Here is a 23,865-nt window from a genome sequence, read left to right on the forward strand (position 1 = left end):
CCCATGTCCCCCACCCGCCTGTTTGTCCCCTTCGCCCTCGCCTTGCTGGCCGCGTGCGCCACGCAACCGAAACAGAACGTGACCGTGGAAAAACAAAGCGAATGCCCCGTGCAACTGCACAACGGGCAAAACCTGATCCTGTCCCTGCCGAGCAACCCGACCACGGGTTACCGCTGGGCGATCCAGGATTCGGCCGGTGGCGTATTACGCGCTCTGGGGCCAGAAGTTTATCGAAACCCGGAAGATGCCGGTGTCGTGGGCGCAGCCGGTGTGTCGACCTGGCGCTTTCAGGCGTTCGCGGCCGGTTCGGGGCGCTTGCGCCTGACCTCGCAACAACCCTGGGCGCCGGAAGTGCCGGCGGTGGAAACCTTCGACTGCGCGATCTCGGTTAACTGATCATGGGCTGGCTGATTCTGGCGCTGATGGGCGCGGTGACCTTTCTTTACGGCCTGAGCGTGCACGCCGCGCTGCTCTGCCTGCTGGTCAAACCGTTGCCCGTGCTGGCCTTGCTCGGCTGGCTGCACGATGCGCCGCCCAGCGAGTATCGACGCTGGATCAGCCTGGGTTTGATCTTTTCCCTGCTGGGCGATGTGTTGCTCGCGTGGCCGGGGGATTTGTTTGTGTTCGGCCTCGGGGCGTTTTTGGTCGCGCACCTTGCCTATCTGAAAGCGTATTTGAGTGATTGCCGGCGGTTGGCGGTGCTGCCGTTGATCCTCGCGCTGGGCGTCGGCGCGGTGCTGTTGGGGATTTTGATTGCCAATGGTCTGGGCCCATTGCTGATCCCGGTGATCGTCTACGGTCTGGCCATCAGCGCCATGCTTTGGCGGGCACTGGCGCGTCTGGGCACCGATGTACCGAAGCGCTCTGCGCTGCTGGCGGCGGCGGGTGCGTTGGCGTTTGTGTTTTCAGATAGCGTGATTGGTATCAATCGGTTTGTTGCGCCGTTTCATGCCGCGCCTTACGTGATCATTCTCAGTTACTGGCTGGGGCAATGGGGGATTGCGGCATCCGCGTTCGGCACCAAACCGCGCTGAACTCATCGCGAGCAGGCTCGCTCCCACAGGTACAGCGCAATCCCTGTAGGAGCGAGCCTGCCCGCGAAGCAATGTCCCTGAACACGAATATCTAAAAGCCTGCCCACCGCTTTATCAGACAACCCGCGCATCCCCGCGCCAAGTTGGCTAAAATGCCGGCCTTTTCCACATACGCCGCTGGAACCGCCGTGAGCAAAGAACCCGATCGCCTTTTCGCCCAGCCTTTGGCCCAGGTGCCCGACTTCGCCTTTAACGAGGACGTGGTGCGGGTGTTCCCGGACATGATCAAGCGCTCGGTGCCAGGTTATCCGACCATTGTCGAAAACCTCGGCGTGCTCGCCGCGCAATTCGCCCAGCCCAACAGCGTGCTCTACGACCTCGGCTCGTCCCTCGGCGCCGTGACCCAGGCGTTGCGCCGTCACGTGCGCACCGATGGCTGCCGCGTCATCGCTGTGGATAACTCGGCGGCGATGGTCGAACGCTGCCGCGAATACCTCAACGGTCAGGATTCGATGTTCCAGGAGTTGCTGCCGGTGGAAGTGATCGAAGGCGACATCCTCGCCCTCGACTTTCAGCCAGCCTCAGTGGTGGCGCTGAACTTCACGTTGCAATTCATTGCTCCCGAGCAGCGCACCGCGTTGCTGAGTCGCATCCGCCAGTCGCTGCTTCCCGGCGGTGCGTTGATCCTCTCCGAAAAGCTGCGCTTCAACGACCCCGAAGAACACGCGCTGCTCACCGACCTGCACGTTGCCTTCAAACGCGCCAACGGCTACAGCGAACTGGAAATCGCCCAGAAGCGCAGCGCCATCGAAAACGTCATGAAGCCCGACAGCCTCGAAGAACACCGCGAGCGCCTGTTGGCCGCCGGGTTCTCGAAAGTCGTGCCGTGGTTCCAGTGTCTTAACTTTGCCTCGTTGATTGCCTTGCCATGATTGATCTGTCCCCCCTCGCCCGCCGCCTGGCCGGTACACCGCTGGCCGAATGGGCCAACACCCTGCAAGCGCAACTCGACAAGAAAATGGAAAAGGGGCATGGCGACCTCGAGCGCTGGCAGAGTGCGCTGGACGCCTTGCCGAAGATCCAGCCTAGCGAAGTCGACCTGCTCAACGGCCTGACCCTGGACACCGATTGCGACGACGTCACTCGCGCGCAGATGCGTACGGCGCTGATGGGTTTGTCGCCGTGGCGCAAAGGCCCGTTCGATCTGTTTGGCGTGCACGTCGATACCGAATGGCGCTCGGACTGGAAATGGTCGCGAGTCGCGCCGCATCTGGACCTGAAGGGCAAACGCATCCTCGATGTCGGCTGCGGCAATGGTTACTACATGTGGCGCATGCTCGGTGCCGGCGCGGACAGCGTGATCGGCGTCGACCCGAACTGGCTGTTCTTCTGTCAGTTCCAGGCGGTTCAGCGCTATTTGTCCGAGCCGAATGCCTGGCACCTGCCGTTTCCTTTTGAAGACCTGCCAGCGGAACTCGAAGGCTTCGACACAGTGTTTTCCATGGGCGTGTTCTACCACCGCCGCTCGCCGATCGAGCATCTGCTGGCGCTGAAGGATTGCCTGGTCAAGGGCGGCGAGCTGGTGCTGGAGACGCTGGTGATCGAAGGTGATCAACAGCAGGTGCTGGTGCCGGAAGATCGTTATGCGCAGATGCGTAACGTGTGGTTCTTGCCATCGGTGCCGGCGCTGATGCTCTGGTTGCGGCGTGCCGGTTTCACGGACGTGAAGTGCGTGGATGTCAGCGTGACGACCGTCGAGGAACAGCGCGGGACGGAGTGGATGAAGTATCAGTCGTTGAGTGATTTCCTCGATCCTGAGGATCACAGCAAGACGATTGAAGGGCTGCCTGCGCCGATGCGTGCAGTGATCGTCGCCCGCAAGTAAAAGCTTCGCGGGCAAGCCTCGCTCCTACAGGTTATGCGTCGGCCGTGGAATTGGCGTACGACACAACCCCGTAGGAGCGAGGCTTGCCCGCGAAGGCTGCTTCATTGTCGCCTCTAGTCTGCGGGCTTGGCGCGCCGGGCCTTGAAGAATTCACTGAGCACCGCCCCGCATTCCTCGGCCAACACTCCACCTTCATACAGCACCCGGTGATTCAAAAAGCTCTGGGTAAAGAACTGCCCCTGACTCTGCACAATCCCCGCCTTGGGCTCCAGCGCGCCGTACACCACCCGCGCAATGCGCGAATGCACGATCAGCCCGGCGCACATGCTGCACGGCTCAAGCGTCACGTACAGCGTACTGCCGGGTAAACGATAATTGCTGGCGGCCAGTGCCGCTGCGCGGATAGCGACCATCTCGGCATGCGCGCTCGGGTCGTTGCCGCTGATCGGGCAATTGAAGCCGCGACCGATGATTTCACCGTCCTGTACCAACACCGCGCCCACCGGCACTTCACCCAGCGCAGCGCCTTGTGCGGCCAGCGCCAGCGCTTCGCGCATGAAGTCACGATCACGGCTGCGGTCGATGATCGCGGCGGGACGAATCTGACGCATCACGCCACCTCGATCGCGGCCATCAGGCCGGTTTCCATGTGGTCGATCACATGGCAATGGAACATCCACACCCCAGGGTTATCCGCTACCAGCGCCACTTGCGCCCGCTCGTTCTTGCCCAGCAAATAGGTGTCGGTGAAATACGGGATGACCTTGTGCCGGTTCGAGGCAATGACCTTGAAGCTCATGCCATGCAGGTGAATCGGGTGCTGATACTGAGTCATGTTCTTCAATTCGAAAATGTAGCTTTTGCCCTTCTCGAGCTTGGCAATCGGGCGATCGGCGCAGGTCTTGTCGGTGATGTCCCAGGCCTTGCCGTTGATCTGCCACAGGCTCGGCGGCCGGCCGTTGTCGACGTTCACCGAAACCGAGCCGACCCATTCGAAATTGAAGTTGAGTTTCTCGGCATTGGCCAGGTCCGGCTCGGCCACCGGGTTGGCGGGCAGCGCGGGCGGCCACTCGGTTGGGGCATCGGTGTTCGCCACAGAGCGGAACGTGCCCAAACGTACCGGGCCGTTGCGCAGGGATAATTCTTCACCGGCCGCAGGTGCCTTGATTGCCAGGCAAACGCGCATGCCCGGCCCGAGCCAGTATTCCTTACCCAATGGACGCGGCTCGACGGGATTGCCGTCCAACGCATAGATCTGCGCCTCGACACCGGGAATGTTGAGGCGATAGGTCAAGGTGTTATCGAGATTGAGCAGGCGCACGCGGGTGATCTGCCCGGCCGGCAAATCGATGACCGCTTGCGGCACACCATTGATCGTCGCCAGACGCCCCGCCGTGCCTCCTCGGGCCGCTTCCCGGGGAATGCTGAACTCGACGAAACTGCCCACCTCATCGACATGCCAGCTCTTGAGGCTCAAGGTTTTCTCGTACTTGAAACCGGTCGGCTCGCGCTCTTCGACAATCAACGGCCCCACCAGGCCTCGGCCCAGTTCTTCGCTGCTGTTCACATGCGGGTGATACCAGTAGCTGCCGGCATCGGGCACGCGGAATTTGTAGTCGAAGTATTCACCCGGCAACACCGGCAGCTGCGAGACGTAGGGCACGCCATCCATCTCCAGCGGCAGGCGGATGCCGTGCCAGTGAATGGTGGTCGCCACCGGCAAGTGGTTGATGAACCGCACCCGCAGCCATTCACCCTGACGCACACGCAACTCGGTGCCCGGCGCCGACGGGCCGAACGCCCAGGCTTGGGTCTTGTGCCCAGCCACCAGTTCGACGTCCAGCGGCGCCGCAATCAGCTCATAGTCGTGGCCCGCATCGGCGTCGGCCATCTTGCCCAGCCAGTAACGCGACGCGCCCCCCGCACCGACACCAACGACAACAAGACCGGCCAGGCCACCGAGGATTTGGCGACGGGTAAAGGACATGAACTCAACTACCTCACGTATCAGCGACAGGTCCGGGGACCTGGAAAAGGCGAATACGATACACCTGCGGTTGAGAAACGGTAAGGGCGACCGAGAGACGCACATCATCTGTGGCGAAGGATCGGTTATGGCTGAAGGCCGGTGATCAGGTGCACCACGCCGCCCTCCAGCATCATGACGCCTGGCACACCTGCCAGATTCAAAGCCTGTCGATTCATCCGCCCCACATCGCGCAATTCCACCCGAACCCGGGTCAGCGCCACAGGCTGCTGCGACTTGAGGTTATCCACACCACCCAACGCAGCCACCACACTCGCTGCCAGGCCAGGCGCCGATGGCGCAGCCACCTTCGGTTCATCCACGATCAGATCCGGCGTCAAGGCTTTCCAGAACGCTCGCTGCATTTTCTCGAACATGTTCAGTTCTCCATAACCAGTGAAGTTTCGACCGTCGCGTCGCGATACAGCCTCAAGACCTCGCGTACTTGCCCGGCACTTTCCAGGCCCAGGATCTGTTGGGCGATGGCCTGGCAATCCACCAGGTCCACCGTGCGAACCGCCGCTTTGACCGCCGGAATCAACGGCACACTCACCGACAACTCATCCACGCCCAGCCCCAGCAAAAGCGGCGTGGCCAGGGTTTCGGAGGCCAGGGCACCGCACACGCCCACCCACTTGCCGTGGCTATGGGCGGCTTTCACGGTGCTGGCGATCAATCGCAGCACCGCAGGATGAAAACTGTCAGCCTGACTGGCCAGCCGCGGATGATCGCGGTCCATGGCCAAGGTGTATTGGGTCAGGTCATTGGTGCCGATGGAGAAAAAATCCACTTCGGGCGCAAACAGATCAGCCATCAGCGCCGCTGCTGGCACCTCGATCATGATCCCCAGCTTCGGCAGTTCCGTGAGGCCCAGGGCCAGCGCCTCCTCTTCGAGCAGTTGACGAGCCACGCGCAACTCCGACAGCTGCGTCACCATCGGCAGCATGATGTGCAAACGCGTCAGTCCCGCACAGCTCAGGATTGCCTTGAATTGATCGCGCAACAGCTGCGGACGCTCCAGGCACAGACGAATCCCGCGCACGCCCAGAAAGGGGTTGGTTTCACTGTCCATCGGGACATAGGCCAAAGGCTTGTCACCGCCAACATCCAGCGTGCGCACCACCAGATTTCGCGCAGGCCCGAGAGCTCGGGCGATGGCGCTGTAGGTGGAGGCCTGCTCGTCCTGGCTCGGCGCATGATGGCGATCCAGATATAGAAACTCCGAACGCAGCAAACCCACACCCGCGCCTCCCAACGCCATGGCCTGTTCGGCTTCAGCCAGCGAAGCGATGTTGGCTGTCACCTCGACATGATGTCCGTCGCGAGTACAGGCAGCCAGCGACGCCTGCGCCAATTCATGGTGCTGACGTTGCTGCGCAAGCGCGCGCCTGGCTTGAAGTTCTTCAATGGCAGCCAGATCCGGGTCAAGCTGCAACTCCCCCTTATCGGCATCGAGCAACACCTGGGTACCGTTGACCAGCGCCAGCACTTGCACCGGTAAGCCACAGATCGCCGGCAAACCAAACGCCCGCGCCAGGATCGCGACATGGCTGGTGGCGCCACCGCCGACCGTGGCAAAACCCAGCACCTTACGGGTATCGAGCCCGGCGGTCTGGGACGGTGTCAGTTGTTCAGCAATCAGAATGGCGCCTTCAGGCAACTCCAGCTCGCGGTCCCGCACGCCGAGTAGCAACTTGAGCACTCTCTGACTGACATCGGCCAGGTCTGCCGCTCGTTCGGCCAGCAGCGCATTGCCCAAGCCTTTGAATAAGGTTGCCGTCGACCCGGTGGCCGCACGCCAGGCGAATCCGGCGCTTTTGCCTTCGTCGATCAGCACATGAGCCACCTCTAACAAACCCGGGTCTTCGAGCAGTTCCTGATGCGCCCTGAAGATCTCTGCCTGAGCATCGCCCGTGGCGTTATCACGCATCTGCTGCAACGCTGAAATTGCCTCGGTCAACGCTGCGGACAGATGATCGCGCTCAACCCGCGAACTCTCACCCCATTCGCTGACATCAAGGACCTGCTCGGCGATCTGTACCACTTGGCCAAATGCCGAACCCGCCGAAGCACATACCCCACGCAGCACCTTGGGTGATGATGCCTCCAGGGGCTGCGGGGCAACATCCGCCGTCACGGGCACGGTCTCGCCGCATCCGGCGGTCAGCAGCTCGGCCAGTGCCTTGATCGCCTCCTCAGCATCCGGGCCGACCGCACTGATTTGCACAACATCATCGTGAACGGTCTGCAATGCCATGATCGCCACCAGGGATTTCGCATTCGCACTCTCCTGCTGTTTATGCAGGTGAATGCTTGCCGAGAAACCTTTCGCCGCTTGGGCGAACACCGCCGCAGGACGGGCGTGCAAGCCGTTCGGGTTGGGCAACGTCACCGGTTTGGAGAACAGCGCCTCGCCCTCTTTAGCCACAGACTCATCCGTTGTCAGCTCGACAGAATTCAAACCGAGCAACGGCTGACCACTGTCTACCCACCCGGTTTCCGCCGTCAGCCAAGTGAACGGCTCACCGCTGACCACCAGCATCAAGGTCAGCAGGCTGCGTGCATTCAACGCAACAAAATCAGCATCGAACTCAATCAGCGACTGCCCGACGGCAACCTGCTGCCCCTCCTCCACCAACCGCGTGAACCCCTTTCCTGCAAGGTTCACCGTGTCGAGCCCAATGTGCATCAACACCTGCACGCCATTTTCATCGGTGATGCTGACCGCATGCCCACTGGCCTGCACATTGCTGACAACCCCTGCCAGCGGCGCGCACAACGTTGTTGACGTCGGATCGATGCATAGCCCATCGCCGATGATCCGGCTGGAAAAAACTCGATCGGGCACAAGGTCCAAGGGCATCAATACGCCGGACAGGGGTGCGTGAAGCTGCAATTGTTGGGGTGTGGCCATGACTTCACCTGCTGTTCTGTTCTTTGAAGTGCCGATGGAGCGCGACGCTCCGACAGCATCGCTTATTTCCACCAGTACTCGACCTGCAATCCGACGTTCGCACCGTGTCGCGCCGTGCCGAAGGCTCCGGTGTCGGACAACGCTGAACCCGCTGCCAGTTCATTGGCCGCACGCTTGGCCGCCTCGTTCCAGCTGGCATAGGTGTAATACAAGCGCACTTCGGGCCGCGCCCAGAATTCAGGCCCCTTGGGCGACCAGGTCGGGGCAAAGGTGAACTTGCTCAGCTTGCGCGTGCCACCTGTGGCTTCGACCTGATCGTGACCCAGCTCGGTCACCAGTTTGAACTGCTCGGTAATCGCGTAGGCCGGCCGAACGCCCAGGGAAATCCAGTTCTGGTCTGATCCGTCGGGGCGAATATCCTTCTGGTAAACCGCTTCGACCTGCCCGCCAAACCGGGGCGTCACCTGCCAGTCGAAGAACTCCACCACCCGGTAGCTTTTATTGCTGTCATCCAGTTTCACGTTACCGGTATAGCCCAACCCGGTGCCCGGCCCTTCACCGTACTGAAACGCGAGTTTGTTCTTGCCACCCAGAAATCCTTTTTGCACATGCTGGGTGGTAATCGCCCAGCCACGATGAGCGTCGCGGCTGTCGGGTTTGTCGATGTAGCTCAGGCCAAACTCCAGCTCACCGCCGGGGTTAGTGTTGAAACCGGCAACGTTGAAATCGTGACGATTGATGTAATCCTTCTGGTACAGGTTGTCCTTGCGCGAAAAGGCGTAGCTGTATTTCAGATCTCCGATCAGCACGTCCTCGATGCCGCCGCCGGTGGCGCTCTGGTTCCAGTAGTAGAAGTCGGAAATGTGGATGTCGTTCCGTTTGTAATAGCGGCGACCGGCCCACAGCGAACCGCCGTTGAGGCCAGGCATGTTCGACCATTGCGCGTACAGCTGCGGCAAGCGCACCGAGCCGTTGTCGCCGTTGAACGTCAGGTCCTTGTCGTACTGGTTATACAGTGAGGCCATGCCATCGACACTTAGCACCGAACCGTCATCCAGCGTGTACAAGTCCTGACGAAGTTCCAGTTCCCCATACTGCTCGCACTCGTTACCGAGGCGGTATTTGGTCTGTGCTCCGGGCAGTTGGAAACACTGTTGTTTACCACTGTTGACCGACGTACCGACGCCGCTGCGCAGGTAACCGCCGAACTCCAGCGCATGGGCCGTCAGTGGCAACGCCAGGCAAATGCCAGCGGCTGCAAGGCCGCGATTTATTGTTGTTTTCAAGAAACACTCCATTATTTTTATTGTGTGCAGCAGCAAAATCGGCGCGCAAAACTCCCCCGCGCAGCGTTCTGCGTGTTTTTGAAACGGTGTTTTTTTGTGAGGGGTCAGTGGTCAGTCAAGTGCAAGACAAACGACTCATACGGTCGTAAAAACACCTGTCGATTTCGCGGCGGACAGTCCGCATAGTTGCTGATGACCAAGCGCTGACTCATGAATTCAGCGATCACTGCATCCGGCAATTCAACTTCGCAAGGCGTCCCGTAAAAGTTGTTCAATACCAGCAACCGTTCGCCGCTTCCTTCCCGTACATAAGCCCAAACTTGCGCGTGCTCAGGCAACAGCTGACGGTAAACACCGTCGGATATCAGCACTTCGGTACGCCGCAAATTGATCAACTGGCGGTAGTGATGCAGCACTGAATTCGGGTCGTCGAGTTGAGTGGCGACGTTGATCTGCGCCGAGTTGGCCGGTACGCCGATCCAGGGTTGCGCCGTGCTGAAACCAGCGTTCGGTCCGGTATTCCAATGCATCGGCGTACGGCCGTTGTCGCGGGACTTCTGCATGATCGCCGCCATGTTGTCGGCATCGCTCGCACCCGCCTCGCGCTTGAGCCGGAAGATGTTCAGGGTCTCGACGTCGCGGTATTGATCGATGTGATCGAAGCCCGGATTGGTCATACCCAGCTCTTCGCCCTGATACACAAATGGCGTGCCCTGGAGAAAATGCAGCGCGGTGCCGAGCATCTTCGCCGACACAACACGATGCTCGCCGTCATGACCAAACCGCGAGACCACCCGAGGTTGGTCGTGATTACACCAGAACAGCGCATTCCAGCCGCCGCCGGCCTGCATGCCGGTTTGCCAGTCGGTGAGGATGCGCTTGAGTTCGAGGAAGTCGAAATCGGCGCGAATCCATTTTTGCAGGTTCGGGTAATCGACTTTCAGGTGATGGAAGTTGAAGGTCATCGACAGCTCTTTGGAGCCAGGCCGCGAATAACGAATACAGTGTTCGAGACTGGTAGACGACATCTCGCCGACATTGATCAGGTCATGACCTTCGAACACTTCGCGGTGCATTTGCTGCAAGTATTCGTGAACATTCGGCCCGTCGGTATAGAAGCGTCGGCCGTCGGTATTGTCCTCGGGAAAGTCCGCCGGTTTCGAGATCAGGTTGATCACATCCAGCCGGAACCCGCCCACACCTTTATCCCGCCAGAATCTCATCATCTTGAAAACTTCGGCGCGCACCTTCGGGTTGTCCCAGTTCAGGTCGGCCTGAGTGTGATCGAACAGGTGCAGGAAATACTGGCCGGTCTGAGCCTCGTACTCCCATGCCGAACCACCAAACTTGGACTCCCAGTTATTGGGCTGATCGCGCCAGATGTAGAAGTCACGATACGGATTGTCGAGACTGCTGCGCGCCTGCTGGAACCAGGTGTGCTCGATCGAGGTGTGGTTGACCACGATATCGAGCATCAATTTGATCCCGCGCTTGCCGGCCTCGGCGATCAGCAATTCACAGTCGGCCATGGTGCCGTAGCTCGGATCGATGGCGTAGTAATCACTGATGTCGTAACCGTTGTCACGCTGGGGCGAACGCAGGAACGGCGTGATCCACAGGCAATCGACGCCCAGCCAGTGCAGGTAGTCGAGCTTGGCCACGACGCCGAGCAAATCACCCGTGGGATTGCCTGCGTGGCTGTAAAAACTCTTCGGGTAGATCTGGTAGATCACCGAACGTTGCCAGTCTTGCATGGCTGTATTCCTTCTTGAACTGCGATAGCGATCTATCAGGCGACCCGATACCCAGGCCGAACAATCTTCATGCTCAACCCACAGGTCAAAACAAACGGCACGACCATGGCGATGATCATCCCGATCACAAACATCGGGATGAACTGCGGAATGATCGAGATAAATCCGGGCAAACCGCCGACACCGATGGCCGAGGCCTGGACCTTGTTCATCGACAGGAAGATGCCCCCCAGCGCCGAGCCAATCAGTGCGGCGTAAAACGGAAACTTGTAGCGCAGGTTGACCCCGAACATCGCCGGTTCGGTGATGCCGAAATAGGCCGAAATCGCTGAGGTCGACGCCATGGACTTGTCCCGCGCATTACGGGTCATGTAGAACACCGCGAGCGCCGCGCTGCCTTGGGCGAGGTTGGACATGACGATCATCGGCCAAATGAAAGTACCGCCCTGGGTCGAGATCAGCTGCAAGTCGACCGCGAGAAACATGTGGTGCATGCCGGTGATCACCAAGGGGGCGTAAAGCAGGCCGAAGATCGCGCCGCCGACCATCGGCGCCAGATCAAACAGGGTGACCACGCCTTCGGTGATGAGAATCCCCAGATGCCGGGTCACCGGGCCAATGACCGCCAGCGCCAGCACGCCGGTGACCACGATGGTGGTGATCGGCACCACCAGCAATTGCACCGCATTAGGCACTCTCGCCCGCAGCCATTTTTCGATGACGCTCATCACGTATGCCGCCAGCAGGATGGGCAGGATCTGCCCCTGATAACCGACCTTTTCGATCTGGAACAAACCGAGGATGTCGAAATACGGCAGGCTCTGGCCGTCGAGACCTGCGACTGCCTTGCCATAGTTCCAGGCATTGAGCAGATCGGGATGAACCAGCATCAGGCCGAGCACAATGCCGAGGATTTCGCTGCCGCCAAACCGCTTGGCTGCTGACCAGCCCACTAGCGCAGGCAGAAACACGAACGAAGTGTTGGCCATCAGGTTGATCAGGCTCCAGAGCCCGTCAAGCTTGGGGTAGGCGTCCAGCAGGGTCTGGCCCTCGATGAACATGCCCTTGGCGCCGATCAGGTTATTGATGCCCATCAGCAGGCCCGCAATGATCAACGCCGGCAGGATCGGCATGAACACATCGGAAAACACCCGCACCAGACGCTGCATGGCGTTTATCTTGTCGGCGCTTTTCTGTTTAACGTCGGCGATTGTTGACGCGGCAAGACCGGTTTGATGGCGAAGCTCTGCGTAAACCTTCTCCACCTCGCCAGGACCGATGACCACCTGGAACAGGCCGCCGGTAAAGAATGAGCCTTTGACCAGGTCAATCTGGTTCAGCGTGGTGCTGTTGACCCGGCTCGGGTCCTTGAGGGCAAGGCGCAGGCGTGTGACGCAATGCGCGGCTTGCTCGAGGTTGTCGCTGCCACCGAGGCTTTGCAGCAGCTCGCTGACGATGTTCGGATAGTCGTGGCTCATGCTTGTTTTTCCGCTGTGGTTTTTTGTTATTGGCAGCACGCCGAAGCGAAAAGTACTCGTCTGTACGAGTTAAATCAACAACTCGTACAGACGAGTTTGAATTTGTTGGCTTGTCACCCGACCGGCGGCGATTTTTCCCACCCTCTCAGACGATGAAAACCCAAACCCGCATGGACAAACCCCTACCCTGCCCTTAAGGTTCGAAACCTTGAGCACATTGCGGCACAGAGCCATCCCCATGAGTAAATACAACCAGATCTACAGCGATCTGCTTGCCAGCATCACGACCGAACGTCTGGAGCGCGGCGCCCGGTTGCCTTCCGAAACCGAATTGATGGACAGCTACCAGGCCAGTCGCGGCACCGTGCGCAAGGCCATCGAGCAATTACAGGAGCGCGGGTTCGCCCAGAAAGTCCATGGAAAAGGCACCTTTGTGTTGTCGACCGACCCGATCGAATTTCAGTTGGGCGGCATCGTCAGCTTTCAGGAAACCTATCCGCGACTGGGCAACAACGTCAGCACCGAAGTGGTCGAGTTCAGCCAGATCCCTCTCGAAGGTGCGCTGCTGGAACATATCAAGGCTGAAGAAGGCAGCCTGATCACGAGGATCAAACGCGTACGGCGGATCGATGGAAAACGCGTGATCCTCGACATCAACCATTTCGTCAGCGACGTGATCCCCGGACTATCGCGGGACATCGCCGAGCACTCGATCTACGCCTTCATCGAACAGACCTTGCAACTGCAAATCGCCTACGCCCAGCGAACCATCGAAGCCGTGCCCCGCAGCAAGGACGACCAGCAACACCTCGACCTCGACGACCAGAGCCATGTGATCGTGGTCAGCAACCATACGTTTCTGCAGGACGGCCGGCAGTTCGAGTACACGGAATCACGGCACACCCTCGACAAATTCTACTTTTCGGATGTGGCACGGCGCTGACCCTACAGGTTCTTGAATCGCGTTTGGGCATAACTATGTAGTGCACCTCCTGCATGGAAACGGGCAATCATCGCTGCCCATTTCTCAAGGAGCGAGAGCATGTCCACCGAACAAAACACCCCCGCATCAAGCAATGCTGCCGATCAGGAAACACTCAGACTCATCGCGCCGGTCGTGGTGACAGCCTGCCCCGGTTTGCAGGAGGAAGCCCATGCGGTCGCCAGTGAAATCCTGCAAAAACACGGCATCACCCACCTGGACCCGGATCAGGTCTGGTGGCATCGCTTCAACAATGTCTCGGCCAGCAGCACCAAGGCTTTTCTGGGTTGGGAGCACGCGCCCAAACCCAGTGAATCTTTAACCCTGACGCAACTGGTCATCCATCGATACCGCGTGACCGACCAGGACGACGCCCTCGAACTGGACAGCAATGGCGGGTTTTACACGGCGGATGCGAACGCCAGTATTTACAACGAAACCAATGAAGTGCGGATGTACCCCAGGCAGGTGCTCGCGGACCTGTGGGAGAAGAACCTCAGTCAACGCTACCTGGATAAGCTGAATGCGTTCTGGACCAGCCATTTTGATGACTACCGCACACTGGCCAAATGTAACTACCTCAGCAAAGCCGTGGAGGCGCGGCAAAACGGGCAACTCGAAGAGGAGGATTTCCAGACAGTCATCAGGGCCGTCATCGGTGGCGCGTCCTGGCCGATCACCTTGGCTACCCTGAAAGCGCAAACCGCTACGCCTGCGGATCTTCGTGTTTGCGCGCTGGATGTCGCAGGGCATGTCGCCACCGATATTCTGCGCATTGTTGAGCCCAACGGTCGGCAAATCACCTACGTTCCCGGCGCCGCAGAACCCTTCCACGTGCACCCGACATTGACGGACATGCATTGGTGGATGCTGTTGCAGATGAACGAAGAACACCCCCGAACCGAATTCATGACCCATTTCCCGCTGTCGGTTCGCAAGGAGGTCCACGACAACATCACCCCGCTGATGAACCAACTGGTCGGCACCTGGGGCAAGTACGACCACCATTTGATCAATCAAAAAGACATCACCATCAGCGGTGACGTGTTCACCTGGCAGAGCCGGGCCGTCCAGCACACGATGCTGGAAGAGGCTGACCTGACGCTGGTGAGCAATGGACAGATGCGTAAGCAGCTATGGCTGGGTTATCTCACCGCCGCACTGCACGTTTTCGGCCCGTTGGCGGTGCTTGGCTGGCCGATCGCATTGCCGGTGATCGGGGCCAGCATCGCGGCCATGGGTTTGAACATCGACAAAGCGGTGAATGGCAAAACAGCGGCAGAACGCAAGGCAGGCATCATCGGCGCGGTGCTCGATGGCATCAATGTGCTGTTCAATCTCCCGCTGCTCAAAGAGGTCAGTGTGTTGGACGAAACCGGGGCTGCGGCTGAGGCGGCAGAAGCGGCCGAGATGGCGGACTTGAACAAGACGCTCGATCCCGAAGAAACCGTCGGCACGCAAGAACCGCAGGCGCCCGACGAATCGGAGGAAGTCACCCTGCAACCTGGAGAGTTGCCGGGCGTGCCCGATGAAACCGCGCAAGCGTTTGATGTACCGGAGCACTGGCAAAGCAATGAAATCCTCGAAAGCTACCCGATGGCCACCAGCGGAAAATTCCAGGGTGTCTACACACTCGATTCACAACCCTCCAATGCCATCCTGATCAACGAGCAGGCTTACTTCGTGCGTTTCGAAGCAGACGCCAATGGTGGCGGAACCTGGGCCATCATTGATCCGCAGAACCCGAATGCCTTTACGGGGTCGATTCCCGTGCGCCTGAATGCCGAAGGTGAATGGGAGCTGGCGCCGAAAAGCGGGTTGAAGGGTGGCGGCAAAGGCCCCAGCAAACTTGTTCCCGGCCCCTCCCGGCCCGCTGCCCCATTGCCGCCCAAAGTGAATGATCACGCACACCTGACCCGATACGATGCCCCTAACGGTCGCTCGTTGAATTTCCTGGCGCTGGGAAAACAGGAAACCCATATAAAAGTCGTCAACATGCCTGGAGGGCAAATCAGAGGGGTCTCCCCCTACGAAGAGTATGTCGCCGGACGCCGCACGGCACTGGCCAGGGATGCAATCGAATTCCAGAAACCCAAGGACTTTTTCGCCTCGCTGCCTCCCCGACCGGTCCAGCCCGTGATCACTCCATCCACGACGGTCACCGAACTCATCGAGAAGGTATTCGACACAGCGCCGGGACTGGTGGTCGGTGAAAGTCAGGATCGCATTGCCAGCATGCGCTTCCTGATCGAAAACATGCCGACGCTGGCCAGGAAAGGCGTCAAGACGATCTACCTGCATCGTCTGCTCAACGACTTCAATCAAGTCGACCTGAACAACTTCGCCGAAACCGGAAATATGCATGGCATGCTGGAGATGTACCTGAAAAAGTTGCCAGGCGATCCTGCGGGACAGTTCACGCCGCTGGAGGTCGTCAAAACGGCCCAACAGAACGGCATTCAAATCCAGGCCACTGACTGCCTGGCGAGTTATCGTTATGAAGACTCGACCATGACCCTCAGAGCACAGCAATCCTTCAAGACCTACCTTACCCACACCATCATGCAGGCGACTCAAGCCCGCAACGGCGGCGGAAAATGGCTGGTACTCACCGACCAGGAGAGTACCAACACGTTCAGGGGAATGGCCGGCATCAGCGAAACGGAGGGGGGTATCGGTTTGCGCATAGAAGAAGTGCAACCCGATCAGAGTCTGCATCTGGACATCGACCATGGTATCGAAGTAGGCCATGAGATTGCCGGGGGAACTGGCCCGATGCACGGTAATACCGACACCCTGTATGCCGACATCAGCCTGCAGATGCCGACGCCGTTCATTCAACGAACGCCCGAGCAGATCAATCAGCTGCTGTTCCGCCAAGGCATGTTCACCATTGAAAGGTCGGAAGACACCTTCTCGCTGATTCATCGCAGCCGCACTGGCCAGATTGTGCGAACGACAATCGAGCGAACGATGGATAGCGGCTTTCGGATCAACCGTCCGGCCTGGGCGGGTGTGCATCGGATCACCTACGCGAATCTGATCAGCCTTGCCCACGCACTCAACCGCATGGGCCTGACGCTGCAAGGGCGCCTGCCGGCTGTAACTGCCTGATACGCAAAGGCCCCGTGAATTCACATTCACGGGGCCTTTGAGGTGTTACAGGCGATCAGTCAGACCGGGATCATTCCCACTCGATGGTCGCTGGCGGCTTGCTCGACACGTCGTAAGTGACGCGGGAGATGCCTTCGATTTCATTGATGATGCGGCCGCTGACGGTTTCCAGCAGTTCGTAAGGCAGGTGAGCCCAACGCGCAGTCATGAAGTCGATGGTTTCCACGGCACGCAGGGCCACGACCCAGGCGTAACGACGGCCATCGCCTACAACGCCAACCGATTTCACCGGCTGGAACACCACGAATGCCTGGCTGACTTTGTGGTACCAGTCGGCCTTGCGCAGTTCTTCGATGAAGATGTGGTCGGCGCGACGCAGCAGGTCGGCGTATTCCTTCTTCACTTCACCGAGGATCCGCACACCCAGGCCCGGGCCCGGGAACGGGTGACGGTAGACCATGTCGTACGGCAGGCCGAGTTCCAGGCCCAGACGACGGACTTCGTCCTTGAACAGCTCGCGCAGCGGTTCAACCAGCTTGAGGTTCATTTCTTCCGGCAGGCCGCCCACGTTGTGGTGCGACTTGATCACGTGCGCCTTGCCGCTTTTCGCGCCAGCCGACTCGATCACGTCCGGGTAGATGGTGCCTTGGGCGAGGTACTTGATGTTGTCCAGTTTGTTGGACTGGGCATCAAAGACGTCGATGAAGGTACGACCGATGATCTTGCGCTTCTTCTCTGGATCGCTTTCGCCAGCCAGGTTGTTCAGGAACTGGTCTTCAGCGTTGGCGCGGATCACCTTGACGCCCATGTTCTCGGCGAACATGGCCATCACTTGCTCGCCTTCGTGCAGACGCAGCAGGCCGTTGTCGACGAAGACGCAGGTCAGCTGGTCGCCGATGGCTTTGTGCAGCAGCGCGGCAACCACCGAGGAGTCAACGCCGCCGGACAGTCCGAGCAAGACGTTGTCGGTGCCGACTTGGGCGCGAACCTGGGCGATGGCGTCTTCAGCGATCTTCGACGGTGTCCACAGCGCTTCGCAGCCGCAGATCTCGAGGATGAAGCGCGACAGGATGCGGCCGCCCTGCTTGGTGTGGGTCACTTCCGGGTGGAACTGCACGCCGTAGTAGCGCAGGTCATCGTTGAACATGCCGGCAATCGGGCAGCTCGGGGTGCTGGCCAGGATGTGGAAGTCCTGCGGCATTTTGGTGACCTTGTCACCGTGGCTCATCCACACATCGAGACCGAACAGGCCGTCGGCGTCGATGTGGTCTTCGATGCCGTCCAGCAGCTGGCTCTTGCCGACCACGTCGACACGGGCATAACCGAATTCACGCAGTTCGGAACCTTCGACCTTGCCACCTAGCTGTTCAGCCATGGTCTGCATGCCGTAGCAGATGCCGAAGACCGGCACGCCCAGGTCAAACACCGCTTGCGGGCAGCGAGGGCTGTTGGCTTCGTGCACGGACTCGGGACCGCCGGCGAGAATGACGCCTTTTGGAGCGAATTCGCGAATCGCTTCGTCGTCCATGTCGAACGGATGCAGTTCGCAGTACACGCCGATTTCACGCACGCGGCGGGCGATCAGCTGGGTGTACTGGGAACCGAAGTCGAGGATCAGGATGCGGTGGGCGTGAATGTCGAGGGCCATGAAGTCAGTCTCGTCTATGTAATTCAGAAACAACTCGGGGCTGAATAAAACAGCCCCGGGTTACTTAACGTTTTGCTTGAAGGCTCAACCTACGCGGTAGTTTGGCGCTTCTTTGGTGATCTGTACGTCATGAACGTGGGACTCGGCCATGCCAGCGCCGGTGATCCGCACGAACTCAGGCTTGGTGCGCATTTCTTCGATGTCGGCACTGCCGGTGTAACCCATCGAGGAACGCAGGCCGCCCATCAGTTGATGGATGATCGCGCTCAGGGTGCCCTTGTACGGAACACGCCCTTCGATACCTTCCGGAACCAGTTTCTCGGCGCCTGCCGAGGAGTCCTGGAAGTAACGGTCGGAGGAACCTTGAGCCTGGGACATGGCGCCCAGCGAACCCATGCCACGGTAAGCCTTGTACGAACGACCCTGGAACAGTTCGATCTCGCCTGGCGCTTCTTCAGTACCGGCGAACATCGAGCCCATCATCACGCAGGAAGCACCGGCTACGATGGCCTTGGACAGGTCACCGGAGAAACGGATGCCGCCGTCGGCGATCAACGGAACACCGGTGCCTTCAAGGGCAGCGGCGACGTTGGCGATGGCACTGATTTGCGGGACGCCGACACCGGCGACGATACGGGTGGTGCAGATCGAGCCAGGGCCGATACCGACCTTGACCGCATCGGCGCCAGCTTCGGCCAGGGCCTTGGCGGCAGCGCCGGTGGCGATGTTGCCGCCGATGACCTGCACTTCAGGGAAATTCTGTTTGACCCAGCGAACGCGGTCGATCACACCTTTGGAGTGACCGTGAGCGGTGTCGACCACCACCACGTCAACGCCGGCATTGACCAGCGCGGCAACGCGGTCACCGGTGTCTTTACCGGTGCCGACCGCAGCGCCTACGCGCAGACGACCTTGATCGTCCTTGCTGGCCAGCGGGTAAGCCTTGGCTTTTTCGATGTCTTTGACGGTCATCATGCCTTTGAGGGCAAACTTGTCATCGACGATCAGGACTTTTTCCAGGCGGTGCTTGTGCAGCAACTCGCGGACTTCGTTCTTGTTGGCGCCTTCACGGACGGTGACCAGACGCTCTTTAGGCGTCATCACTTCACGTACGGTGGCTTCCAGACGGGTTTCGAAGCGCACGTCACGGGAAGTGACGATGCCGACCAGGTCGCCATCGTGCAGTACCGGAACGCCGGAGATATTGTGCATGCGGGTCAGTTCGAACAGATCACGAACCGTGGCGTCAGCCTCGATGGTGATCGGATCCTTGACGACGCCGGCTTCGAACTTCTTGACCTTGCGAACTTCGGCAGCTTGCTGCTCGATGGTCATGTTCTTGTGGATAATGCCGATGCCACCTTCCTGAGCCATGGCGATTGCCAGACGGGCTTCAGTAACGGTGTCCATGGCGGCAGAAACCAGAGGAATGTTCAGCTCGATGCCACGGGTAAGGCGGGTCTTGAGACTGACTTCGTTAGGAAGCACCTCGGAATAACCGGGCACTAGGAGAATGTCGTCGAATGTCAGAGCTTCTTGGCTGATACGCAGCATCGCGGGGGCTCCCGAGCGGGAAAATGGAAGCGCGCCATTATAGTCAGACACCCCCTCGGGTTCAATGTAAAACTCTGTCTATTATCGATGCGGTGATCGACGGGAGATTTACAGAGCATCGCCGGCAAGCCGGCTCCTACAAAAACACCGTCGATCTGTAGGAGCCGGCTTGCTGGCGATGAACGATAACGCGGTCTCCCGGACGTATTACAACTCGACTTTCACCCAGCTAACCGGCTGATCCAGCCAATCGGCAAACTCATCGATAAAGCTCTGCTTGAACCCGGCCTCGGCCCAGTTGTTGAAAATGAACCCCAGGTTGGAAAACCCGCACTCCTGCAAGAACAGGAACCCGTTGATGTCATCTTCATGCCCGCATTCGGGACAGGTGAAGTTATCGGTACGCCCCGGCATCCAGTCTTCGAGGCTTTCGAACAGCGCCTCGCCGATTTCCTTGCGGCACTCGGCGCAACCCGCCTCCCCCAGAAAACCTTTGGCCGGCGTATAAATGCAGCGTTTGGTAATGATCTCCAGGCCATTGACCGGCTCGCCGAACGGCAGCGCATCCGGGTGCAGCACCACGGTGCGGGCACCATCGGCGATCGCGTGGCCCATGCGGTTGCCGGTGCGGCCGCAAGTGGTCAGCTCTTCCTTGATGATGTCCTTGCGCACCAGCCACCGCACGACCGCCCGGGCCCGGGGTTCATGTACCGGCAGTGTGGAGATTTTCGGGACGATGATGCTTTGGGAATTCATGGGTGCAAGCCTGCTGCGTCAAATGGAAGTTCTGCGGTGTGCCGTCCGACGCCTTCGCGGGCAAGCCTCGCTCCCACATTTGATTGCGGTCTAATGTGGGAGCGAGGCTTGCCCGCGAAGGCGTCCGAGCGGGCGGCAGCTTAATCCCTGACACTCTCAGGTCAAGTACTCAAATACCGCCCGATCAACGCAATCCCGCTGGCCAGCACCAACCAGGTCACCAGCCGCACAAACGCCTCGCGGGACAATCGCATGGTCAACCGCCGGCCGACCCACAACCCCAGCGCCATGGCCGGCAACAAACACAGCGCCAGTACCAACAAGGGTAGCTCGGCATACACACCCGCGACAGCAAACAGGCTCAGGCGCACCACGGTGCTGCAACTGATCAGCGCACTCTGGGTCGCTCGCGCCGCGTCTTTGGGCAAGCGACTGTTCAAATAGATCGCATATAAAAAGCCGCCACTGCCAAACAACGCCCCGAACATCCCGCCCACCGTGCCCATCGGCACGGCCCAGGCGGCAGACAACTGCGTCGGCCGGGTTTTGACCCACAGGCTGTAAACCGCATAGACGCTGATAAACAGCCCCATCAACAGCAGCAACACGTCGGATTTCAGGTTCAGCAGAAAGATGACCCCCAGCGTGCAACCCACCGCCATGCACGGCAACAGCCGCAGCAACTCAGGCCTGGCCACATCCCTCCGCGAGGGCAGCAGATTGCCGAACGCCGCGACAAAATCCAGCAGCACCAGCAACGGCACGATCTTCGACAGCGGCATGAACACAATCAGAATCGGCCCCGCCACCAGTGCGGTGCCGAACCCGGCGATGCCAAACACGATGTACGCCAGGGCGATGGCCAGGCCGATCACCAACCAATCCGTCGCGCCGAATGGCCATTGGTGTAACAACTCCAGCACGTTCATCTGCACGCCTTTATCAAATACCTGTGATGACTTTAGCCAGCGCCGAGCCTTGCGACTAATATCTTCAAAGCTGACCTCTCATCTCAAAAAGGCATGACTCGTGCTTTCAACCCGTCAATTGCGTTACTTCGTGGAAATCGCCGAGTGCGGCAGCTTCAGTGCAGCCGCTGAGCGTTTGTTTATTGCGCAGTCAGCCTTGAGCCGGCAGATCAAGGACATGGAAACCCGCCTGCAAACCCCGCTGTTCGAACGCACGGCGCGCCAGCCGCGACTGACCGCCGCTGGCGAGGCGTTCTTGCCGCGCGCCAGAAACCTGCTGAACGAACTGACCAAGGCCAGTGAAATGGCCACCCAAGTGGGCAACGGGCAACTGGGCACCTTGCGCCTGAGTCACTCCAGCACCGTGCCCATGAGTGGTCGCCTGCTACGGGGTATCAGTGCTTATCTGGACCAGCAGGCCGGCGTGTCCATGGAGATCGTCAAGCTGTCTTCCGAAGCGCAGCTTGAAGCGTTGGTCGACAATCGACTTGATGTCGGACTGCTGCGCCTGCCGGTGTTGCGCCAGCGTGAAGGCGTGCAGATTGTTCCTTTGTATAGCGAACGATTGCTGCTGGCCGTTCCACCCAATCATCGGCTGGTTGTGGATAAGTCCGCTCAGGGCATCGATCTGGCGCAGTTGAAGGATGAAGCCTTTATCTCCATCCCTCACCCACAGCGCGGCGGTTTGAGTTATCTGTCCGCCGAGCTGTGTATGCGCCAGGGATTTTTCCCGAAGGCGGCGCGGGTGGTCTCGCGCAAAACCACGCAACTGCAATTGATCCAGGCCGGATTCGGCATCGCCCTGCTGCCTGAGTCGATGCAGGACATCGCGCCACCCGACATTCATTTCCTGCCCCTGGCCGACCCGGATTGCCACAGCACCGTCGCCCTCGCCTGCCGGCAGAATCCCACGGCGCTGATTCAACACTTCATAAATGTCTGCACAGACCATTGTGGAAGCGAGCCTGCTCGCGATAGCGGTTTAACATTCAATAGCACTGTCGACTGACACACTGCCATCGCGAGCAGGCTCGCTCCTACAGGGGATCGTGCATTCGGTTGGAGAATGCCTTTATCATGCGCCCCATGATTAAAGATCCCTTTGCAAGACTCGGCCTGGACCGTGAAGTCCTGACTGTCAGCCAGCTCAACGGCCGCGCGCGGGTGTTGCTCGAAGACGTGTTTAGCAATATCTGGGTTGAAGGCGAAATCTCCAACCTCGCACGCCCGGCGTCCGGCCACGTGTATTTCACCCTCAAGGACAGCGGCGCCCAAGTGCGTTGCGCATTGTTCCGGCAGAACGCGGCGCGGGTTCGTCAGGCGCTGAAGGACGGCTTGGCGGTCAAGGTGCGCGGCAAGGTTTCGCTGTTCGAAGGCCGTGGCGACTATCAGCTGATTCTCGACACCGTCGAGCCGGCCGGTGACGGTGCGCTGCGCCTGGCCTTCGATGCCTTGAAGGAAAAACTCAGCGCCGAAGGCCTGTTCAGCGCCGAGCGCAAAGTGCCGCTGCCGGCGCATCCGCAGCGCATCGGCATCATCAGTTCGCCGACCGGCGCGGTGATCCGCGACATCATCAGCGTGTTCCGCCGTCGCGCACCGCAGATCCAGCTGACGCTGATCCCCACTGCCGTGCAGGGCCGTGAAGCGACGGCGCAGATTGTCCGCGCGTTGAAACTGGCGGACGCCCGTGGTTTCGATGCATTGATCCTGGCCCGTGGCGGCGGCTCGCTGGAAGACCTCTGGTGTTTCAACGAAGAAGCCGTGGCCCGCGCCGTGGATGCATGCGTGACGCCGATTGTCAGCGCCGTCGGCCATGAAACCGATGTATCGATCAGTGATTTCGTGGCCGACGTTCGCGCCCCGACGCCGTCCGCCGCCGCTGAACTGCTGGCGCCGGATTCCAGCGACCTGGTGCGTCGGGTCGAAAGCCTGCACCGTCGGCTGGTGATGCGCATGCGCGACCGTTTGATGCGTGATCGCCTGCGCCTGGAAGGCATCTCTCGTCGCCTGCGCCATCCCGGTGAACGTCTGCGCCAACAGGCGCAACGTCTGGATGATCTGGACATGCGCATGCGCCGCGCCTTCGAGCGAAGCCTCAATACCCGTCGCGAACGGCTGATCCGCCTGGAAACCCGCCTCGCCGGACAACATCCGGGGCGGCAACTGGCGATGTTGCGTCAGCGCCTCGACAGCCTCGCCGAACGCCTGCCTCGGGCCATGCGCGAAGGGCTCAAATCCCGTCGTCTGCAACTGCAAAGCCAGGTGCAGACCCTGCACGTGGTCAGCCCTTTGGCGACCCTCGGGCGTGGCTACAGCATTTTGCTGGACGAGCGTGGCAACGCGATCCGCAACGCCGCGCAAACCCACAACGGCCAGCGCCTGAAAGCCAAACTGGGTGAAGGCGAGCTGCAAGTGCGGGTCGAAGACAACCACCTGACACCTGTCACCCTTTCTTTACTGGATTGA

At 59.8% G+C, this 23,865-nt stretch carries 19 protein-coding genes; 8 read left to right on the top strand and 11 right to left on the bottom strand.

Translation table 11 applies throughout. The features are described 5' to 3' along the window. Positions 1-3 precede the first annotated feature (3 nt). From KGB27_RS18540 to cmoB, 4 genes are all read left to right on the top strand, one after another. Positions 4-396 carry a protease inhibitor I42 family protein gene (locus KGB27_RS18540; protein ID WP_008042397.1) on the top strand — a complete coding sequence of 131 codons (393 nt, stop codon included), beginning with the start codon at positions 4-6 and terminating at the stop codon, positions 394-396. A 2-nt stretch (positions 397-398) separates the two neighbouring features. Further along, positions 399-1,034 carry a lysoplasmalogenase gene (locus KGB27_RS18545; RefSeq protein WP_008042398.1) on the top strand — a complete coding sequence of 212 codons (636 nt, stop codon included), beginning with the start codon at positions 399-401 and terminating at the stop codon, positions 1,032-1,034. Between the two features lie 152 nt (positions 1,035-1,186). Further along, the gene (gene cmoA / locus KGB27_RS18550; RefSeq protein ID WP_177318187.1) at positions 1,187-1,966 is read left to right on the top strand and encodes a carboxy-S-adenosyl-L-methionine synthase CmoA; all 780 of its coding nucleotides are present in this window, start codon (positions 1,187-1,189) and stop codon (positions 1,964-1,966) included. Continuing rightward, the gene (cmoB, locus tag KGB27_RS18555) at positions 1,963-2,919 is read left to right on the top strand and encodes a tRNA 5-methoxyuridine(34)/uridine 5-oxyacetic acid(34) synthase CmoB (RefSeq protein WP_223555686.1); all 957 of its coding nucleotides are present in this window, start codon (positions 1,963-1,965) and stop codon (positions 2,917-2,919) included. Before cmoA ends, cmoB begins: the two co-directional genes overlap by 4 nt. Before the next feature lie 113 nt (positions 2,920-3,032). Here cmoB and tadA read toward each other — a convergent pair whose 3' ends face one another. The 7 genes from tadA to treP form a co-directional block, all read right to left on the bottom strand. Continuing rightward, positions 3,033-3,530, bottom strand: a complete 498-nt coding sequence (tadA, locus tag KGB27_RS18560) for a tRNA adenosine(34) deaminase TadA (protein WP_223555689.1) — start codon at positions 3,528-3,530, stop codon at positions 3,033-3,035. After that, complete coding sequence (locus KGB27_RS18565; protein WP_223555691.1) at positions 3,530-4,906, bottom strand: multicopper oxidase family protein; 1,377 nt, start codon at positions 4,904-4,906, stop codon at positions 3,530-3,532. The genes tadA and KGB27_RS18565 overlap by 1 nt, the downstream gene beginning before the upstream one ends. A gap of 125 nt (positions 4,907-5,031) precedes the next feature. Continuing rightward, complete coding sequence (locus KGB27_RS18570) at positions 5,032-5,322, bottom strand: PTS transporter subunit EIIB (protein ID WP_223555694.1); 291 nt, start codon at positions 5,320-5,322, stop codon at positions 5,032-5,034. Between the two features lie 2 nt (positions 5,323-5,324). Beyond that, the gene (ptsP, locus tag KGB27_RS18575; RefSeq protein WP_223555697.1) at positions 5,325-7,859 is read right to left on the bottom strand and encodes a phosphoenolpyruvate--protein phosphotransferase; all 2,535 of its coding nucleotides are present in this window, start codon (positions 7,857-7,859) and stop codon (positions 5,325-5,327) included. 62 nt (positions 7,860-7,921) lie between these two features. Further along, the gene (locus KGB27_RS18580; RefSeq protein ID WP_008025558.1) at positions 7,922-9,145 is read right to left on the bottom strand and encodes a maltoporin; all 1,224 of its coding nucleotides are present in this window, start codon (positions 9,143-9,145) and stop codon (positions 7,922-7,924) included. Between the two features lie 104 nt (positions 9,146-9,249). Then, a complete protein-coding gene (gene treC / locus KGB27_RS18585) occupies positions 9,250-10,899 on the bottom strand; it encodes an alpha,alpha-phosphotrehalase (protein WP_223555699.1) in 1,650 nt (549 codons plus the stop codon). Between the two features lie 35 nt (positions 10,900-10,934). After that, entirely contained in the window at positions 10,935-12,377 is a 1,443-nt protein-coding gene (gene treP, locus KGB27_RS18590; RefSeq protein ID WP_008042405.1) for a PTS system trehalose-specific EIIBC component, read from the bottom strand. 238 nt (positions 12,378-12,615) lie between these two features. Here treP and treR point away from each other — a divergent pair, with 238 nt between their 5' ends. After that, positions 12,616-13,320 (top strand): trehalose operon repressor, encoded by a 705-nt coding sequence (treR, locus tag KGB27_RS18595; RefSeq protein ID WP_008042407.1) that lies wholly within the window; start codon positions 12,616-12,618, stop codon positions 13,318-13,320. Between the two features lie 99 nt (positions 13,321-13,419). Then, complete coding sequence (locus KGB27_RS18600; protein ID WP_223555701.1) at positions 13,420-16,473, top strand: membrane-targeted effector domain-containing toxin; 3,054 nt, start codon at positions 13,420-13,422, stop codon at positions 16,471-16,473. Between the two features lie 70 nt (positions 16,474-16,543). On the opposite strand, the gene guaA is transcribed toward KGB27_RS18600, so the two are convergent. The 4 genes from guaA to KGB27_RS18620 form a co-directional block, all read right to left on the bottom strand. Then, the gene (guaA, locus tag KGB27_RS18605) at positions 16,544-18,121 is read right to left on the bottom strand and encodes a glutamine-hydrolyzing GMP synthase (protein WP_008025547.1); all 1,578 of its coding nucleotides are present in this window, start codon (positions 18,119-18,121) and stop codon (positions 16,544-16,546) included. Between the two features lie 84 nt (positions 18,122-18,205). Beyond that, the gene (guaB, locus tag KGB27_RS18610; protein WP_008042411.1) at positions 18,206-19,675 is read right to left on the bottom strand and encodes an IMP dehydrogenase; all 1,470 of its coding nucleotides are present in this window, start codon (positions 19,673-19,675) and stop codon (positions 18,206-18,208) included. A gap of 207 nt (positions 19,676-19,882) precedes the next feature. After that, the gene (locus KGB27_RS18615) at positions 19,883-20,431 is read right to left on the bottom strand and encodes a sugar ABC transporter ATPase (protein WP_207285688.1); all 549 of its coding nucleotides are present in this window, start codon (positions 20,429-20,431) and stop codon (positions 19,883-19,885) included. Between the two features lie 161 nt (positions 20,432-20,592). Further along, a complete protein-coding gene (locus KGB27_RS18620; protein ID WP_008042415.1) occupies positions 20,593-21,360 on the bottom strand; it encodes a sulfite exporter TauE/SafE family protein in 768 nt (255 codons plus the stop codon). Positions 21,361-21,460: 100 nt separating this feature from the next. Here KGB27_RS18620 and KGB27_RS18625 point away from each other — a divergent pair, with 100 nt between their 5' ends. Then, positions 21,461-22,408: a LysR family transcriptional regulator gene (locus KGB27_RS18625; protein ID WP_223555703.1), complete on the top strand. Its 948-nt coding sequence runs from the start codon at positions 21,461-21,463 to the stop codon at positions 22,406-22,408. 77 nt (positions 22,409-22,485) lie between these two features. Next, complete coding sequence (gene xseA / locus KGB27_RS18630; RefSeq protein WP_032832722.1) at positions 22,486-23,865, top strand: exodeoxyribonuclease VII large subunit; 1,380 nt, start codon at positions 22,486-22,488, stop codon at positions 23,863-23,865.

Origin of the sequence: Pseudomonas sp. BF-R-01, from assembly GCF_019946615.1 — a bacterium.
GTDB lineage: Bacteria > Pseudomonadota > Gammaproteobacteria > Pseudomonadales > Pseudomonadaceae > Aquipseudomonas > Aquipseudomonas migulae.

Excerpts from the sequence above, each read along its gene's own strand:
- KGB27_RS18540 (WP_008042397.1), top strand. The coding sequence starts at position 4 with ATGTCCCCCACCCGCCTGTTTGTCCCCTTCGCCCTCGCCTTGCTGGCC.
- KGB27_RS18545 (WP_008042398.1), top strand. The coding sequence starts at position 399 with ATGGGCTGGCTGATTCTGGCGCTGATGGGCGCGGTGACCTTTCTTTAC.
- cmoA (WP_177318187.1), top strand. The coding sequence starts at position 1,187 with ATGCCGGCCTTTTCCACATACGCCGCTGGAACCGCCGTGAGCAAAGAA.
- cmoB (WP_223555686.1), top strand. The coding sequence starts at position 1,963 with ATGATTGATCTGTCCCCCCTCGCCCGCCGCCTGGCCGGTACACCGCTG.
- tadA (WP_223555689.1), bottom strand. The coding sequence starts at position 3,530 with ATGCGTCAGATTCGTCCCGCCGCGATCATCGACCGCAGCCGTGATCGT.
- KGB27_RS18565 (WP_223555691.1), bottom strand. The coding sequence starts at position 4,906 with ATGTCCTTTACCCGTCGCCAAATCCTCGGTGGCCTGGCCGGTCTTGTT.
- KGB27_RS18570 (WP_223555694.1), bottom strand. The coding sequence starts at position 5,322 with ATGTTCGAGAAAATGCAGCGAGCGTTCTGGAAAGCCTTGACGCCGGAT.
- ptsP (WP_223555697.1), bottom strand. The coding sequence starts at position 7,859 with ATGGCCACACCCCAACAATTGCAGCTTCACGCACCCCTGTCCGGCGTA.
- treC (WP_223555699.1), bottom strand. The coding sequence starts at position 10,899 with ATGCAAGACTGGCAACGTTCGGTGATCTACCAGATCTACCCGAAGAGT.
- treP (WP_008042405.1), bottom strand. The coding sequence starts at position 12,377 with ATGAGCCACGACTATCCGAACATCGTCAGCGAGCTGCTGCAAAGCCTC.
- treR (WP_008042407.1), top strand. The coding sequence starts at position 12,616 with ATGAGTAAATACAACCAGATCTACAGCGATCTGCTTGCCAGCATCACG.
- KGB27_RS18600 (WP_223555701.1), top strand. The coding sequence starts at position 13,420 with ATGTCCACCGAACAAAACACCCCCGCATCAAGCAATGCTGCCGATCAG.
- guaA (WP_008025547.1), bottom strand. The coding sequence starts at position 18,121 with ATGGCCCTCGACATTCACGCCCACCGCATCCTGATCCTCGACTTCGGT.
- guaB (WP_008042411.1), bottom strand. The coding sequence starts at position 19,675 with ATGCTGCGTATCAGCCAAGAAGCTCTGACATTCGACGACATTCTCCTA.
- KGB27_RS18615 (WP_207285688.1), bottom strand. The coding sequence starts at position 20,431 with ATGAATTCCCAAAGCATCATCGTCCCGAAAATCTCCACACTGCCGGTA.
- KGB27_RS18620 (WP_008042415.1), bottom strand. The coding sequence starts at position 21,360 with ATGAACGTGCTGGAGTTGTTACACCAATGGCCATTCGGCGCGACGGAT.
- xseA (WP_032832722.1), top strand. The coding sequence starts at position 22,486 with ATGATTAAAGATCCCTTTGCAAGACTCGGCCTGGACCGTGAAGTCCTG.